Below are 15,873 nucleotides of genomic sequence, written 5' to 3'. Positions count from 1 at the left end.
GGGCCATGCGGAGGCTGTTGCCGGCGCCGGTCCAGATGATGGCGGCGAGGATGGCCGCGAGCAGGGCGTCGGTCAGGGAGTCGAGGCCGCCGAGGCTGTCGCCGGAGGCGCCGATGCCGCCGGCGCGGGCGAGCAGCGGGAGGCCGACGAGGACGGCGACCGCGAGGGCGCGGCCGATCCAGGCGGCGGCGACCGTGCCGGTCATGGGCTTGCCGCTGATCTTCCAGACGACGGCGCGGAGCATGCGGCCGCCGTCGAGGGGGAGGCCGGGCAGCAGGTTGAAGGCCGCGACGAGGAGGTTGGAGATCATCAGGCCGGCGAGCAGGACGCCGGGGACGGTGCCGGGCTCGACGACGAGCATGCCGAGGTAGAAGAGGCCCGCGAGGACCAGGGAGAGGAGGGGGCCGACGAAAGCGAGGACGAATTCACGGCCGGGGGTCTCGGTCTCCTTCTCGATCTCGGAGACGCCGCCGAAGAACTGGAGCTGGATGCGCCGTACGGGGAGCTTGAAGCGCAGCGCGGCGACGGTGTGGGCGAGCTCGTGGACGAGGACGGAGGCGTAGAAGGCGACGGCGAAGAAGAGGGAGACCAGGTAGCGCGCGCGGCCCAGCTCGGGCAGGACGCGGTCGAGCTGGCCGCCGAAGACCCAGGTGATGAGGGCGGCGACGAGGAACCAGCTGGGGGCCACGTAGACGGGAACGCCGAAGGGGCGGCCCATGAGGATGCCGCCGCCGCTCTCGCGGGGGCGCTCGGGGCGGTCCCCGGGCTGCCGCCGGTCACCGGCGCCCCCGCCGCCGGACCTGCTCTGCCCGCTGTTGTCCACGGTGTCCCCTCGTCCGATGCGGCCCTCGCAGGCGACCGGCGGTCTCCCGATCATGCTGCGAAGGGGTCTGTGGTCGATGGTATGACGCCGGCTGTCGGTGGCGGGCCTTAGGGTTTTCTGTCATGGGTATGGACAGTGGGGCCCCAGCGGGGCGGGCCGGGGCCGGCGCGGGGCGCGGGCCTGCGCAGACGGGTACGGGAGCGGTGCGGCCGAAGGCCCTGTCCCCGTCGCGGGCGGGCGATTTCATGCAGTGCCCGCTGCTGTACCGGTTCCGGGTGATCGACAAGCTGCCGGAGAAGCCGAGCGCCGCGGCCACCCGCGGCACGGTGGTGCACGCGGTGCTGGAGCGGCTCTTCGACGCACCGGCGGCGGAGCGCACGGCGGCGCGGGCCAAGGGGCTGGTGCCGGGCGAGTGGGAGCGGCTGCTGGCCTCCCGCCCCGAGCTCGCGGAGCTCTTCCACGGCGAGGACGGCGCACACGACCCGCGGCTGCTGGCGAAATGGCTGGGGGACGCCGAGCGGCTGGTCGAGCGCTGGTTCACCCTTGAGGACCCCACGCGCCTGGAGCCCGCCGAGCGCGAGCTGTACGTGGAGACGGAGCTGGAGTCGGGCCCGCTGCTGCGCGGCTTCATCGACCGGGTGGACGTCGCGCCGTCGGGCGACGTGCGCATCGTGGACTACAAGACCGGCAAGGCCCCGGCCCCGCAGTTCCGCTCCGAGGCCCTCTTCCAGATGACGTTCTACGCACTGGTGCTCTGGAAGCTGCAGGGCAAGGTGCCGCGCCGGCTCCAGCTGGTCTACCTGGGCAGCGGGGACGTCCTCACCTACGACCCGGTGGAGGCGGAGCTGCGGGCGGTCGAGCGCAAGCTGCGGGCCCTGTGGGACGCGATCGTGCTGGCCACGGAGACCGGCGAGTGGCGGCCGCGGCCGACGAAGCTGTGCGGCTGGTGCGATCACCAGGCGGTCTGCCCGGAGTTCGGGGGCACTCCCCCGCCGTATCCGCTGCCCGTCGTGGCGCAGCGGGACGGCCGGGTGCCCGCCCAGGGGGCGGCTCAGGGCAGAATGGACCCGGTCTAGCGAAGGAGTTCCTGTGGCGATCCGCGTCCTACTGGTCGACGACCAGCCGCTGCTGCGCACCGGCTTCCGGATGATTCTCGAAGCGGAACAGGACCTCGCGGTGGTGGGCGAGGCGGGGGACGGTCTGCAGGCGCTGGATCAGGTGCGGGCGCTGCAGCCGGATGTGGTCCTGATGGACATCCGGATGCCCCGGATGGACGGCGTCGAGGCGACGCGCCAGATCACCGGCCCGGACCGCAACGGCCCGGCGAAGGTCCTGGTGCTGACCACCTTCGACCTCGACGAGTACGTGGTGGAGGCGCTTCGCGCGGGCGCGAGCGGCTTCCTGCTCAAGGACGCGCCGGCCAATGAGCTGGTCCAGGCGATCCGGGTGGTGGCAGGCGGCGAGGCGATGCTCGCGCCGAGCATCACCCGGCGGCTGCTGGACAAGTACGCGGGTCACCTGCCGTCGGGCGAGGAGCCCCTGCCGGACACGCTGAACACGCTGACCGACCGCGAGGTCGAGGTGCTGAAGCTGGTGGCGCGCGGCCTGTCGAACGCGGAGATCGCGGCGGACCTGTTCGTCAGCGAGACCACGGTGAAGACGCACGTGGGGCACGTCCTGACCAAGCTGGGCCTGCGCGACCGCGTCCAGGCCGCCGTGTACGCGTACGAGAGCGGTCTGGTCCGCCCCGGCGCCCAGTAGCCGCCGCGCCGGTCGTACGGCAAGTGCCCTCCTCCGGAGCTCCGGAGGAGGGCACTGTGCTGTGGGGACTGCCCGGGGTCAGCCCTTCGAGGCCTTGCTGATCTCCCAGAAGCGGAAGACGGTGGAGGCGTCGAGGGACCACTGGAGACCGGAGACCCGCTCGTTGGTCACGGCGTACTGCTTGCCCTGCCACAGCGGAAGGATCGGCACGTCCTGGGCGACCGTGTTCTGCACCTTGGCGTAGTCGCCGACGGTGGAGGGGCGGCTGCCGTTGGCGGCGGTGGCCAGGATGCGGCTGGTGATCTCCTTGGACTCGTAGTTGTTGGAGAGCACGTTGTCCTCGCCGAAGAACGGCGCGGTGAAGTTGTCCGGGTCCGGGTAGTCAGGAACCCAGCCCTTCACGTAGACGCCGTACCGGCCGGCGGCCACACCCTCCTCGTACTCCTTCAGCGGGACGGACTTCACGTCCGCCTCGAACAGGCCGCTCTTGTTGAGCTGCTGCGCGATCGCCTGGAACTCCGGGACGGTGCCCGGGCCGTAGCGGATCGGCGTGGCGTACAGCGTGAGCTTGACCTTGTCCTTGATGCCTGCGGAGTTCAGGGCGGCGGCGGCCTTGTCGGGCTGCGGCCGGTCCCCGTAGGTGTCGTAGAACGGGGTCTTGTGGCCGGTGATGCCGCTCGGGACGATCGAGTACAGCGGCTCGGCGGTGCGCTTGTAGACGTCGCGGACCAGGGCGCTGCGGTCGACCAGGTAGGCGATGGCCTTGCGCACGCCGACCTTGCCGACCACGGGGTCCTTGGTGTTGAACACCAGGTGCTGGACCTCGGCGCTGGTGCCCTCGACCACCTTGAGGTTGTGCTTGCCGGCGGACGCGTCGATGTCGGCGATGTCCTTCATGGCCAGACCACGGTAGGCGAGGTCGATGTCGCCCTTCTGGACGGCGTCCTTCAGCGCGACCTGCTCGCCGTGGAAGAACTTCATGGTCACGCCGCGGTTCTGGACGACCGCACCGCCCTTGTAGTTCTTGTTGACCGAGAACTTGGCCTGCTTCTCGTCGTACGAGTCCAGCTTGTAGACGCCGGAGCCGACCGCCTTGCCGTCGGTGCGGAGCTTGTCCAGGGGGTATTCCTGGTGGTCCACGATCGAGCCGGCACCCGAGGCGATCTTCTGCGGGAAGGTGGCGTCGGAGCGCTTGAGCTCGAAGACGACGTTCATCTTGTCCGGCGTCTTGATGCTCTTGATCGAGGACAGCAGGGACTTGGCGGGACCCTTGTCGTCGTTGATCTTCAAGGTGCGGTTGAAGGAGTGGGCGACGTCCTCGGAGGTGAGGTCGTGGCCGTTGCTGAACTTCAGCCCCTCCTTGAGGGTGCACTGGTAGACGGTGCTGCTCTCGTCCTTGAAGCTGCACTTCTCCGCGGCGTCCGGCTGAGGGATGGTGCTCCCCTTGGGGAAGCTCATCAGCGACTGGAAGACGTTGTTGAACAGCACCCAGGAGCCCGGGTCGTAACCGGATGCCGGGTCGGTGGACACGACCTCGTCGGACATCCCCATGACCACCGACTCACCGGTGCCGCCGGCGTTGCCGTCTTCCGAGCCGCACCCGGTGAGCAGGGCGGCGGCGAGCCCCGCACCGAGCGGGGCGGCAAGCCACTGGTCACGTTTCCTCACGTGCACGTTCCTCACAGTTTCCTTGTTCGTCTCTGAACAAATCGTGAACAGGTCGTCGGCAGAACCGGTCTGACGGCTGGGTGCCTCACACGCCGCGGGCCAGTTCCCACGGCTGCATTTCGGAGGCGGAGTTGAGCGCCCACTCGGCACCGGTGACGTTCCCCCGGGCCGCCACGTACTGCTTGCCCTGCCACAGCGGCAGCACCGGCACCTCCTCGGCGACGATGTCCTGTGCCTGCTGGAAGTACTTCGCGGCGGCCTCGCGCTGGGAGGCCTCGCGGGACTCGGGGATCAGCTCGTTGCTGATCTTGCTGTTGCGGTACGGCGAGCGGAGGAAGTTGTCCCTGCCGATGAAGGGGGCGACGAAGTTGTCGGGGTCCGGGAAGTCGGGGAACCAGCCCATGCCGTAGGCGGCGTACTTGCCGGCCGCGGCCTCGGGACGGAACTCCGACCACTTCACGCCCTGGAGCTTGACGTTGAACAGCCCGCTGCCGTTCAGCTGCTTCTGCAGGGCCTTGAAGGACTTCTCGGTCGTCTCACCGTAGTGGTCGGTGGTGTAGGTGAGGGTCAGCGGCACCGGGGTGCTCACATTGCCGGCCCGCAGGATGTTGCGGGCCTTCTCCGCGCTGGGGTCACCGTACTTGTTGGAGAAGGAGTTCTGGTGCCCGGTGATGCCCATGGGCACGAGCGAGTACAGCGGGTCGTTCGTGCGGCCGTAGGAGTCGCGGGCCAGCGCCGGGCGGTCGACGACCTGGGCCACGGCCTGGCGGACCGCCTTGCTCTTCACCGTCGGGTCGTCGGTGTTGAAGGCGAGGTAGCTGATCTCCTGGCCGGGGGCCTCGAGCAGGCGCACGTCCTTGCCGGCGTCCGTGCGCAGGCGGTTGACCTGCTCGGGCGACAGAGTGCGGTTCATGATGTCGATGTCGCCGGCCATGAGGGCCTTCTCCATCGCCGTGGCGTCGTCGTAGAAGCGCATCTCGACCTTGTCGTTCTGCAGCTGGACGACGCCCTGGTAGTCCTTGTTCTTGTTGAGCACGGCCTTGACGACGCGGCCGTCCTTCTCCTCGGTCTGCAGCGTGTACGGACCGGAGCCGACGACCTTGAAGCCGTTGCCGAGCTTGTTCTTGTCGTAGGACTCGGCGTCGACGATGGCGGCGGCCGGGGTCGCGATCTTCTGCGGGAACGTCGCGTCGGGCGACTTCAGCTGGAAGACGACCTCGAGCTCGCTCGGCGTCTCCACCCGGTCGATGTTGCTGAGCAGCGAGACCGGGCCGTTCTCGAAGTTGATGGCGCGGGCGCGGTCGATGGAGAACTTAACGTCCTCGGCGGTGAGCGCGTGGCCGTTGGAGAACTTCAGGCCGCTGCGCAGGGTGCAGCGGAACTGCTCGTTCTTGCGGTCGCCCCAGGTGCACTTGGAGGCGGCGTCGGCGACCGGGGCGGTGCCCGAGCGGGGCAGCCGCAGCAGTGTCTGGAAAGTGCTGTGGAGGACGTTCCAGGCGCCGATGTCGTACGCGGCGGCCGGATCGAAGGGCGCCGGGGCGTCCGTGGTCTCCTCGAACCGGTCGGTGGTACCGATGACGATGGCGCCGTTGCCCTTGCCGGCTCCGTCGCTCCCGCCGCAGGCGACGAGCACGGGGGCCAGCAGGGCTGCCGCGACGGGCAGCACCAACGTCTTGCGGTTCATTGTGTGGGGTTCTCCCTGTGGTGCGTTCGGTTCCCGGGACCCTACCGGTGACCGGTGCTCGGGCCCACGGGCAAGCCGTGAAGTTCTCGCGAAAAGATTAGTGCCGGGGGCCACTGCCGCCGGAACACGGAGAAGTTGACGCGATATCACGCGGTGATAACAAGGGAGGCGATTCGCGATATCCGGACGGCGGAACGATCCACGCACACGATCATCAATCCGGACACAAGGGTGCGCTTCAACCCTTGCGGGGGCGTCACCGGGTGACCGTTCCCGCACGCACCGCCGCCGGATGCGGTGACGAAGGTCACTCGGGCGACTTCCCGGCGGGCCGCGGGAATTAGGTCAGTGCATTCGTCACGGAAAACACTCGTTCCGGCGCCCAGAGTTCCTTGAACTTTCCCCGGGGCACGCTCAGTGCACGGGAGAGTGCATTCCCGTGATCAGTCCCCGGAGAAAACCGAGATCCACTTCTTCGAGGGAGCCCACGACGGTCCGCCCGGCGGCGGGCGGGATCGGGGCCACCGACGGCACCGCCACCACCCGGCAGCCGGCCGCCTCGCCGGCCGTCACCCCGGTCAGGGTGTCCTCCACGACCGCGCACCGGCCCGGCTCCGCCCCGAGCCGGGCGGCCGCCAGCAGGTACGGGTCGGGATGCGGCTTGGTGCGCTCCAGCTCGTCGCCCGCGACGGTCAGGGTGAAGTTCTCCGGGCCCAGCGACAGCAGCACGCGGTCGATGATCTCCCGGTGCGAGGCCGAGACCAGCGCGGTGGGGACCTTGTGCGCGGCGAGCTCGGCGAGGAGTCTGCGGGCGCCCGGCATCAGCGGCACGCCGCGCCCGATCATCTCGGAGAAACGCTTGTTCAGCAGGACGGACAGCTCCGTCACGGCGATCTTCGCGCCGGTGGCCCGGATGAGGAAGGAGGCGCTGCGCGTCATGGGGCCGCCGACGACGACCTCGCGCCACTCCTCCAGCAGCTGGTGGCCCAGCTCGGCGAAGACGGCGACTTCCACTTCCCACCAGAAGCCCTCGGTGTCGACGAGGGTGCCGTCCATGTCGAGCAGGACCGCCTGCAGGGCGGAACCTGCGGCCGCGCGGGGCGGGGCAGCGGGAATGCTGCTGGTCATCCGGGGCACACCTCCTGAGGGGACGAGAAGGCCGGCTCGCGCAGCCCCTCGCAGGGCCGTACGAACCGGCCTTCACCGGACCGACAAGTGTACGGCGGACGGTTGCGGACGTCTCTTCAATATCGGGGATTCGTCACATCGGGGGCCTCGCCCCGGCCCCCGTCACCACCGCCGGCCGCCGCCTCAGGCCTCGTCCTCGGGCCCCTCGGTCTCCTCCTCGGGCGCCGCCGCCTCGTCCTTGGGCTGCCGCTGCGGGCGGGTGCGCCCGCTGGTGGTGTCGCGCAGGTACGAGCCGTCGCCCTGCTGCGGGTCGCGGCGGCGCAGGTAGCGCTCGAACTCGCGGGCGATGGCCTCGCCCGAGGCCTCCGGCAGGTCCGCCGTGTCGCGCGCCTCCTCCAGGGACTGCACGTACTCGGCGACCTCGCTGTCCTCCGCGGCCAGCTGGTCGACGCCCAGCTGCCAGGCCCGCGCGTCCTCCGGCAGCTCGCCGAGCGGGATGCGCAGGTCGATCAGGTCCTCCAGGCGGTTCAGCAGCGCCAGGGTGGCCTTCGGGTTGGGCGGCTGGGAGACGTAGTGCGGGACGGCCGCCCACAGGCTCACCGCCGGGACGCCGGCGTGGGTGCAGGCCTCCTGGAGGATGCCGACGATCCCCGTCGGGCCCTCGTAGCGGGACTCCTCCAGGTCCATGGTCCGTGCGAGGTCCGGGTCGGAGGTGACGCCGCTGACCGGAACGGGCCGGGTGTGCGGGGTGTCCCCGAGCAGCGAGCCCAGGACGACCACCAGCTCCACGCCGAGCTCGTGGGCGAAGCCCAGGATCTCGTTGCAGAACGAGCGCCAGCGCATGCTGGGCTCGATGCCGCGCACCAGGACGAGGTCGCGCGGAGCGCCCTTGCCCTCGCCGCCGCCGGTGCGCACCACGGACAGCCTGGTCGTCGGCCACGTGATCTTGCGGACGCCGCCGTCGAGCCAGACGGTGGGGCGGTTGACCTGGAAGTCGTAGTAGTCCTCGGCGTCGAGCGCGCCGAAGACCTCGCCCTTCCACTCCCGGTCCAGGTGCGCGACCGCGCTGGAGGCGGCGTCCCCCGCGTCGTTCCAGCCCTCGAAGGCACAGATCATGACCGGGTCGATCAGCTCGGGTACCCCCTCAAGCTCGATCACCCAGCGCCTCCTTCTCTGCAATCTGTTCTGCAGTGCTTTTATTGCTGCTCTGTTGTGCGACCACAAGACTACGGCTTCCCCGCTGCCCGGTCGCAGCCCCTGTACGGGCTCTTCCTCAGCCCCTTGCTCCCCAGCCGGTCCGGTAGGCACGCCAGTCGTCCTCGGTGGCCGCGAAGTCGACGTAGAGCGCGAGCCCGAAGCGCCGGCGTTCCCGGTCCTCGCGGGTCAGTCCGAGCCGGGCGCCGCGCACGGCCGCCGCGGCCGTCTCGGCGTGACCGTGGTGGCCCATGTCGTCGGTGTGGTAGAAGGGCAGGCCCATGAGCAGGTCGGTGCCGGCGGGCGTGACCTGCAGGGCGAGTTCCGTCTGGCGCGCGACGTAACCGCCGTAGAGGCTCTCGATCGGCAGCGCGGTGTCGTAGGACATCATCGCGATCTGGTCGGTGCGGCGCGCGACCTGGCCGAAATAGCGCTGGGTCCACCACTTGGGGCTGCCCACGAAGTGCGCCGCGGCGTGCATCGCGGGCACCGGGTCGATCTGCTGGGCCGCGATCGACAGCACTCCCCCGGCGGACCGCACGGCCGGGTGCAGGGCGTCCAGCAGGGCGAGGAAGTGGCGGTCGCCGGTGCGCACGGGCTCGACGTCGAGGTGGACGCCTTCGAAGCCGGCCCGCATGACCTGCCGGGCGCTCTCGACCACGGCGGCCCGCGCGGGCGCCGAGTCCAGGCGCAGGCCGTTGCTGCCCTCGCCCGGGCGCACGAGCTTGTCGCCGAGCCACGCCTGGACGCGGATGCCGGGCAGTTCGCGGTGCAGGGAGCCGATCACCTTGCGCGCGTTCGCGTACGCGGTGGCGGGCAGGGTGCCGTCGTGCTCCAGCGGGCCCGCGTGGATGTAGAGGTCGCGCATGCCCGTGCCGTCGAGCCGGCGCTTGAGCGCGGCGAGGTCCGCCGGGCCGCGCCGTCCGTCGAGCCAGGCGTGGCCCAGCCACACGGCGTCCCGGCCGCGGGTGACGGCGTCCGCCGCGGGCGATCCGGCGTAGGAAGCCCGCAGGGCGCTGCCCGCGGCGACGACGGGCAGCAGCACCACCAGGGCCAGGGCGAGCGCCGCGCGCAGCGCCGTCTTCCGGCCGGGGCGCCACGCGCGCACCCTGGCCGCCAGGGACCGGCCGGCCTGCTTCTTCATCTCGTCCCCCTCGTTTTCTGTAGGGACGAGAAAAACAGCAGGTCAGTTGCGGTGTGGCCGAAAAGGAACGCCTCGGGGGAAGGACGACTGGCGTCCTTCCCCCGAGGCTGTGGCGCTACGGGCGGGTCAGCCCTTGTCGGCCAGCATGTCCTTCACGCGGGCGCGGACGTTCTCGTCGTCCAGGCCGCGGATGGTCAGGGTCGTGCGGCGACGCAGGACGTCGTCGACGGTCTCGGCCCACTCGTGGTCGCGGGCGTAGACGACCTGGGCCCAGATCTCCGGGCCGTCGGGGTGGATGCGCTCGCCGAGCTCGGGGTTCTCGTTGGCCAGGCGCGCGATGTCGAAGGACAGCGAGCCGTAGTGCGAGGCGAGGTGGCGGGCGGTCAGCGGGTCCATGCGGGCGCCGGGCTCGCGGTCGACGAGCAGGCGGTGGGCGACCGCGTTGGGGTTCGCGACACCGGGCAGCGGGGTGCGGCGGACCAGGCTGGAGATGGGCTCCATGTCCTCGGTCAGCGGGCTGCCGGGCACCTGGGCGAGCTTCTTCATGACCGTACGGCCGATGTGGCGGTAGGTGGTCCACTTGCCGCCGGCGACGGACAGCATGCCGCCCTTGCCCTCGGAGACGACCGTCTCGCGCTTGGCCTGGGAGACGTCGCCCGGGCCGCCGGGCAGCACGCGCAGACCGGCGAAGGCGTACGTCATCAGGTCGCGGTCGAGGTCCGCGTCCTGGATGGAGAACGCCGCCTCGTCGAGGATCTGCTGGATGTCCTCCTCCGTGGCGCGCACGTCCGCCGGGTCACCCTCGTACTGGGTGTCGGTGGTGCCCAGCAGCAGCTGGTCCTCCCACGGCAGGGCGAAGGTGATGCGGTACTTGTCGATCGGGGTGGCCATGGCGGCCTTCCACGGCGACTTGCGCTTCATCACGATGTGCGCGCCCTTGGAGAGGCGGATCGACGGCGCGGCGCCCTTGTCTTCCAGCTTGCGCAGGTGGTCCACCCACGGGCCGGTGGCGTTGAGGACGACGCGCGCGTCGATGCCGAACTCCGAACCGTCCATGCGGTCCTTGAGCTCCGCGCCGGTGACCTTGCCGTGCGTGAAGCGCAGGCCGGTCACCTCGGCGTGGTTGAGGACGACGGCACCGGACTCGACCGCCGCGCGGACCGTCATGACGGCCACACGGGAGTCGTTCATCTGGTGGTCGTAGTAGACCGCGACGGCCTTCAGGTTGTCCGTGCGCAGACCGGGGTTGTCGGCCTTGGCCTTGGCCGGGGAGATCACCTTGCCGACGCCGTCGCCGAAGGCGGACAGCGCCGAGTAGGCGAAGACACCGGCGCCGAGCTTGGCCGCGCCGACCGGGCCGCCCTTGTACACGGGCAGGTAGAAGGTGAGCGGGTTGACCAGGTGCGGGGCCACGTCCTTGGCCAGCACCCGGCGCTCGTGGTGGTTCTCCGCGACCAGCTTGACCGCGCCGGTCTGCAGGTAGCGCAGACCGCCGTGGACCAGCTTGGAGGAAGCGGAGGAGGTGGCGCCGGCGAAGTCGCCGGCGTCCACCATCGCGACCCGCAGACCGGACTGCGCAGCGTGCCAGGCCACCGAAGTGCCCAGGATGCCGCCACCGATCACCAGGAGGTCGTACGTCGCCTTGGACAGCCGTTCCCGGGTCTCGGCGCGGCCCGGGTTGGCGCCGGCAGCCGGGTGCGTTCCCAGGGTCGGAACGCTCTGCGGGGTTGTCATGATTACTCCTCGTCCTCGATCCAGCCCATGGTCCGCTCGACGGCCTTGAGCCAGTTCTTGTACTCGCGGTCACGCGTGTCCGCGTCCATGCGGGGGGTCCACTCGGCGGCCCGGCGCCAGTTGGCGCGCAGGGCGTCGGTGTCCGGCCAGAAGCCGACGGCGAGGCCGGCGGCGTAGGCAGCGCCGAGGCAGGTCGTCTCGGCGACCATCGGGCGCACGACCGGTGCGTCCAGGAAGTCCGAGAGGGTCTGCATCAGCAAGTTGTTGGAGGTCATGCCGCCGTCGACCTTGAGTGCGGTCAGCTCGACGCCCGAGTCCTTGGTCATGGCGTCGGTGATCTCGCGGGTCTGCCAGGCGGTGGCCTCGAGCACGGCGCGGGCGATGTGCGCCTTGGTGACGTAGCGGGTCAGGCCCGCGATGACACCGCGCGCGTCGGAGCGCCAGTAGGGGGCGAACAGGCCGGAGAAGGCCGGCACGAAGTAGGCGCCGCCGTTGTCCTCGACGGAGCTGGCGAGCGTCTCGATCTCGGCCGCGCTCTTGATCAGGCCCATCTGGTCGCGCATCCACTGCACGAGGGAGCCGGTGACGGCGATGGAGCCCTCGAGGGCGTAGACGGGCTTCTGGTCGCCGATGCGGTAGCCGACGGTGGTCAGCAGGCCGTTGTAGGAGTTGACGGGCTCGTCGCCGGTGTTCATCAGCATGAACGTGCCGGTGCCGTAGGTCGACTTGGCCTCGCCCTCGGAGAAGCAGGTCTGGCCGAAGAGGGCCGCCTGCTGGTCGCCGAGCGCGGAGGCGACGGGCACGCCGGCGAGGGCGCCGCCCTTGGCGGTGCCGTAGACCTCGGCGGAGGAGCGGATCTCCGGCAGCACGGCGGCCGGGATCTCCATCGACTCCAGGATGCGCTCGTCCCAGTCGAGGCTGCGGAGGTTCATCAGCATCGTGCGGGAGGCGTTGGTGACGTCGGTGACGTGCACGCCGCCGTCGGTGCCACCGGTGAGGTTCCAGATGACCCAGGAGTCCATGGTGCCGAAGAGGATGTCGCCGGCCTCGGCGCGCTCGCGCAGGCCCTCGACGTTGTCCAGCAGCCAGCGGACCTTCGGGCCGGAGAAGTACGAGGCCAGCGGCAGGCCCGTCTCACGGCGGAAGCGGTCCTGGCCGACGTTGCGGCCGAGCTCCTTGCACAGGGCGTCGGTGCGGGTGTCCTGCCAGACGATGGCGTTGTAGACCGGCTCGCCCGTGTTCTTGTCCCACAGCAGCGTGGTCTCGCGCTGGTTGGTGATGCCGATGGCCTTGACGTCGGCGGCGGTGATGCCCGCCTTCTCGACGGCGCCGGCGACGACTTCCTGGACGTTGGTCCAGATCTCCGTGGCGTCGTGCTCGACCCAGCCCGGCTTCGGGAAGATCTGCTCGTGCTCCTTCTGGTCGACGGAGACGATGCGTCCGTCGCGGTCGAAGACGATGCAGCGGGAGGAGGTGGTGCCCTGGTCGATCGCCGCGATGAACGGGCCCTGGCTGTGCGCGTCGGTCATGGTGTCTCTAACTCCTGAGGTCTGAAGGTCTCGGCGGGGGATCAGAACGCGATCTTGTGGATGCCTGCGGCCAGGGCGGCGCCGATGAGCGGGCCGACCACCGGGACCCAGGCGTAGCCCCAGTCGGAGCCGCCCTTGTTGGGCAGCGGCAGCAGGGCGTGCACGATGCGCGGGCCCAGGTCGCGGGCGGGGTTGATGGCGTAACCGGTCGGGCCGCCGAGCGAGAGGCCGATGCCGACGACGACGAGGGCGACCATCAGGGTGCCCGTGCCGCTCGTGGCCAGGCCCTTGGTCAGACCCATGGTGAGGATGAAGAGCACCAGCGCGGCGGTACCGATGATCTCGGTGACGAGGTTCTGCACCGCGTTGCGGATCTCGGGGCCGGTGGAGAAGATGCCGAGCACCGGGCCGGCCTGGGGCGTCGCGGTCTGGTCGACCATGCCCTCGGCGGGGTTGAGGCTCGCGACGAGCTCCGGGTCCGTCAGATGGGCCTTGAACTGGCCGTAGTAGGCGAACCAGACCAGCGTCGCGCCGATCATCGCGCCGAGCATCTGGGAGCCGATGTAGAGCGGAACGTCCTTCCACTCGGTCGCGCCGTCGATGGCGAGGCCGAGGGTGACGGCCGGGTTGAGGTGCGCGCCGGACTTGGTGCCGATGTACGCACCGGCCAGGACGGCGAAGCCCCAGCCGAACGTGATGGCGAGCCAGCCCGCGTTCTGTGCCTTCGAACGCTTCAGGGTGACGGCGGCGCACACGCCGCCGCCGAGCAGGATCAACACTGCGGTACCGATGAGCTCACCGGTGAAGATGTCGGAGCTGGACACCCGCGACTCCTTTGTCCTTCGTCCAGGGGAAGGCGAACCCCGGGTCCCTCCGGTGGTCCGCAGCTCTCCGATGGAGAGCTTCGATCGGCCCGCGGCAGTGTCCACCATAGCGAATATTGTCGTTAGGTGTTCGACAATGCCGACCGATGAACGGCAGTTTTCTGCACTGTAAGAACTGCGTCAAGAGTCCTGTGACCGAAAACTCTCCGCCGGAGTGGCTGAAAATCGCCGTTGCGGACACTCGGGGTTACCGACTGGTAGTGCCCGGTAGTCGCCACCGGGCACACCAAAGGGCCGGACCTCAGAAGCGGCCCGCGCCCAGGTCGCGGGAGACGGCGCGCGCACAGTCCCGGACGGCGGCGATCAGCTGCGCCCGAAGGTCCCCGCCCTCGCAGAACCGCTCCACCGCACCGGTGATCCCGACGGCGCCCACCGGCATCCGGTGCCGGTCGTGGATCGGGGCGGCGACGGAGGCCACGCCCTCCCAGGTCTCCTCGACGTCCGCGGCCCAGCCGCGGGCCCGGGTCAGGTCCAGCACGCCCTCCAGATCGGGCAGCGCGGTGACGGTCCGCGCCGTGAACGCCTCGCGCTCGGCCTCCAGCAGCTGGCTGTGCGCCACGGGGTCGTAGGCGCACAGCACCTTCCCGAGGGCCGTGCTGTGCAGCGGCTGCATCGCGCCGACCTCCAGCACTTGACGGCTGTCGTCCGGCCGGAAGACGTGGTGGACGATGAGCACCCCCTGCTGGTGCAGGACGCCGAGGTAGACGCTCTCCCCGCTGGAGCGTGCCAGGTCGTCCGCCCACAGCAGGGCGCGGGCGCGCAGCTCGTGCACGTCCAGGTAGCTGTTGCCCAGCCGCAGCAGCTCGGCGCCGAGCTGGTAGCGCCCCGACGCGGGGTCCTGCTCGACGAAGCCCTCCTGCTGCAGGGTGCGCAGAATGCCGTGTGCCGTGCCCTTGGCCAGCCCCAGCGCGGAGGCCACATCGGACAGACCCAGCCGTCGTTCGCCCCCCGCGAGCAGCCGTAGCATCGCTGCCGCCCGTTCGAGCGACTGGATGGTCCGTGCCATCGCTCAACCTCCTCCGAAATGCCCGTTCGGCATTGCTGAACACTATCGGCCGATGCCGACCGGGAGATAGCTGACCGGCGGCGGAACCATGATCGCCGAGAGTCTCCGGCCGCCGCGCCCGGCCCCTCGGGCCGCGTATCCATCGCGTATCCGAGGTGTGGGACACCCGCCCGAATTCCGCTTCCGGCGGTTACGCTGACGGCGTGCGTCTTCTTCCGGAGGACGCAAAGCCGACAGCCGTCGCAACCCCGGGAGCACTTCCATGGCCTCGTTCACGCCATCGACCGCAAGCACCGCCCGAGCCTCCGAACTGCGGGAGGCGCTCGCCTCCCGGGTCGTGGTGGCCGACGGGGCCATGGGCACGATGCTCCAGGCGCAGGACCCCAGCATGGAGGACTTCGAGCAGCTGGAGGGCTGCAACGAGGTCCTGAACGTGACCCGCCCCGACATCGTCCGCTCCGTCCACGAGGCCTACTTCTCCGTCGGCGTGGACTGCGTGGAGACCAACACCTTCGGCGCCAACCTGGCGGCGCTGGGCGAGTACGACATCCCCGAGCGGATCTTCGAGCTCTCCGAGGCCGGCGCCCGCGTCGCCCGCGAGACCGCCGACGACTTCACCGCCCGCGACGGCCGCACCCGCTGGGTGCTGGGCTCGGTCGGCCCGGGCACGAAGCTGCCGACGCTCGGCCACGCCCCCTACACCGCCCTGCGCGACGCCTACCAGCAGAATGTCGAGGGCCTCGTCACGGGCGGGGCCGACGCGGTCCTGGTGGAGACCACCCAGGACCTGCTCCAGACCAAGGCCTCGGTCATCGGCGCCCGCCGTGCCCTGGAGGCCCTGGGCGCCGACCTGCCCCTGCTCGTCCAGGTCACGGTGGAGACCACCGGCACGATGCTGCTGGGTTCGGAGATCGGGGCGGCGCTGACGGCCCTGGAGCCGCTGGGCATCGACATGATCGGCCTCAACTGCGCAACCGGCCCGGCCGAGATGAGCGAGCACCTGCGCTATCTCTCCCGGCACGCCCGTACGCGCGTCTCCGCCATGCCCAACGCCGGCCTCCCCGTCCTGGGCAGGGACGGCGCGCACTACCCGCTGACCCCGGCCGAGCTGGCGGACGCCCACGAGACCTTCGTACGCGAGTACGGGCTCTCGCTGGTCGGCGGCTGCTGCGGCACGACCCCCGAGCACCTGCGACAGGTCGTCGAGCGCGTCCGCGACATGCAGCCCACGGAGCGGCAGCCGCGCCCCGAGCCGGGCGCCGCGTCCCTCTACCAGACCGTCCCCTTCCGGCAGGACACCTCCTACCTCGCGATCGGC

General features: G+C 70.4%; 13 protein-coding genes. 3 read left to right on the top strand and 10 right to left on the bottom strand.

The window, feature by feature from the left end; all coding sequences use genetic code 11:
• Positions 1 to 823 (bottom strand): site-2 protease family protein (locus tag V7793_RS20000; protein WP_336008420.1); only part of this gene is annotated, 823 nt, incomplete at its 3' end.
• Between the two features lie 122 nt (positions 824 to 945).
• Here V7793_RS20000 and V7793_RS19995 point away from each other — a divergent pair.
• Positions 946 to 1,899 (top strand): RecB family exonuclease, encoded by a 954-nt coding sequence (locus tag V7793_RS19995; RefSeq protein WP_336008419.1) that lies wholly within the window; start codon positions 946 to 948, stop codon positions 1,897 to 1,899.
• Between the two features lie 13 nt (positions 1,900 to 1,912).
• The gene (locus V7793_RS19990) at positions 1,913 to 2,584 is read left to right on the top strand and encodes a response regulator (RefSeq protein WP_058045158.1); all 672 of its coding nucleotides are present in this window, start codon (positions 1,913 to 1,915) and stop codon (positions 2,582 to 2,584) included.
• 78 nt (positions 2,585 to 2,662) lie between these two features.
• On the opposite strand, the gene V7793_RS19985 is transcribed toward V7793_RS19990, so the two are convergent.
• The 9 genes from V7793_RS19985 to V7793_RS19945 all read right to left on the bottom strand — a co-directional run bounded on the left by V7793_RS19985 (position 2,663) and on the right by V7793_RS19945 (position 14,555).
• Positions 2,663 to 4,252: an ABC transporter substrate-binding protein gene (locus tag V7793_RS19985; protein WP_336008416.1), complete on the bottom strand. Its 1,590-nt coding sequence runs from the start codon at positions 4,250 to 4,252 to the stop codon at positions 2,663 to 2,665.
• Positions 4,253 to 4,337: 85 nt separating this feature from the next.
• Entirely contained in the window at positions 4,338 to 5,936 is a 1,599-nt protein-coding gene (locus V7793_RS19980; RefSeq protein ID WP_336008414.1) for an ABC transporter substrate-binding protein, read from the bottom strand.
• Between the two features lie 414 nt (positions 5,937 to 6,350).
• Positions 6,351 to 7,064 carry an HAD family hydrolase gene (locus tag V7793_RS19975; RefSeq protein WP_336008411.1) on the bottom strand — a complete coding sequence of 238 codons (714 nt, stop codon included), beginning with the start codon at positions 7,062 to 7,064 and terminating at the stop codon, positions 6,351 to 6,353.
• A gap of 183 nt (positions 7,065 to 7,247) precedes the next feature.
• Positions 7,248 to 8,222, bottom strand: a complete 975-nt coding sequence (locus V7793_RS19970; protein WP_058045155.1) for a PAC2 family protein — start codon at positions 8,220 to 8,222, stop codon at positions 7,248 to 7,250.
• Between the two features lie 115 nt (positions 8,223 to 8,337).
• Positions 8,338 to 9,402: a hypothetical protein gene (locus V7793_RS19965; protein WP_336008408.1), complete on the bottom strand. Its 1,065-nt coding sequence runs from the start codon at positions 9,400 to 9,402 to the stop codon at positions 8,338 to 8,340.
• A gap of 126 nt (positions 9,403 to 9,528) precedes the next feature.
• A complete protein-coding gene (locus tag V7793_RS19960; protein WP_058045153.1) occupies positions 9,529 to 11,136 on the bottom strand; it encodes a glycerol-3-phosphate dehydrogenase/oxidase in 1,608 nt (535 codons plus the stop codon).
• A gap of 2 nt (positions 11,137 to 11,138) precedes the next feature.
• Positions 11,139 to 12,665 (bottom strand): glycerol kinase GlpK, encoded by a 1,527-nt coding sequence (gene glpK, locus V7793_RS19955; RefSeq protein ID WP_168093430.1) that lies wholly within the window; start codon positions 12,663 to 12,665, stop codon positions 11,139 to 11,141.
• A gap of 41 nt (positions 12,666 to 12,706) precedes the next feature.
• The gene (locus V7793_RS19950; protein WP_336008405.1) at positions 12,707 to 13,489 is read right to left on the bottom strand and encodes an MIP/aquaporin family protein; all 783 of its coding nucleotides are present in this window, start codon (positions 13,487 to 13,489) and stop codon (positions 12,707 to 12,709) included.
• Positions 13,490 to 13,790: 301 nt separating this feature from the next.
• Positions 13,791 to 14,555, bottom strand: coding sequence for an IclR family transcriptional regulator (locus V7793_RS19945; protein ID WP_336008404.1), 765 nt, complete (start codon positions 14,553 to 14,555; stop codon positions 13,791 to 13,793).
• Positions 14,556 to 14,817: 262 nt separating this feature from the next.
• Between V7793_RS19945 and V7793_RS19940 the strand changes: the two genes are divergently transcribed.
• The coding region (locus V7793_RS19940; protein ID WP_336008403.1) for a homocysteine S-methyltransferase family protein at positions 14,818 to 15,873 on the top strand (1,056 nt) is incomplete at its 3' end.

The organism is Streptomyces sp. KLMMK (genome assembly GCF_036961605.1).
GTDB lineage: Bacteria > Actinomycetota > Actinomycetes > Streptomycetales > Streptomycetaceae > Streptomyces > Streptomyces telluris.
The sequence above is the reverse complement of the archived record's forward strand: the minus strand, read 5'-3'. Positions and strand labels throughout refer to the sequence as shown.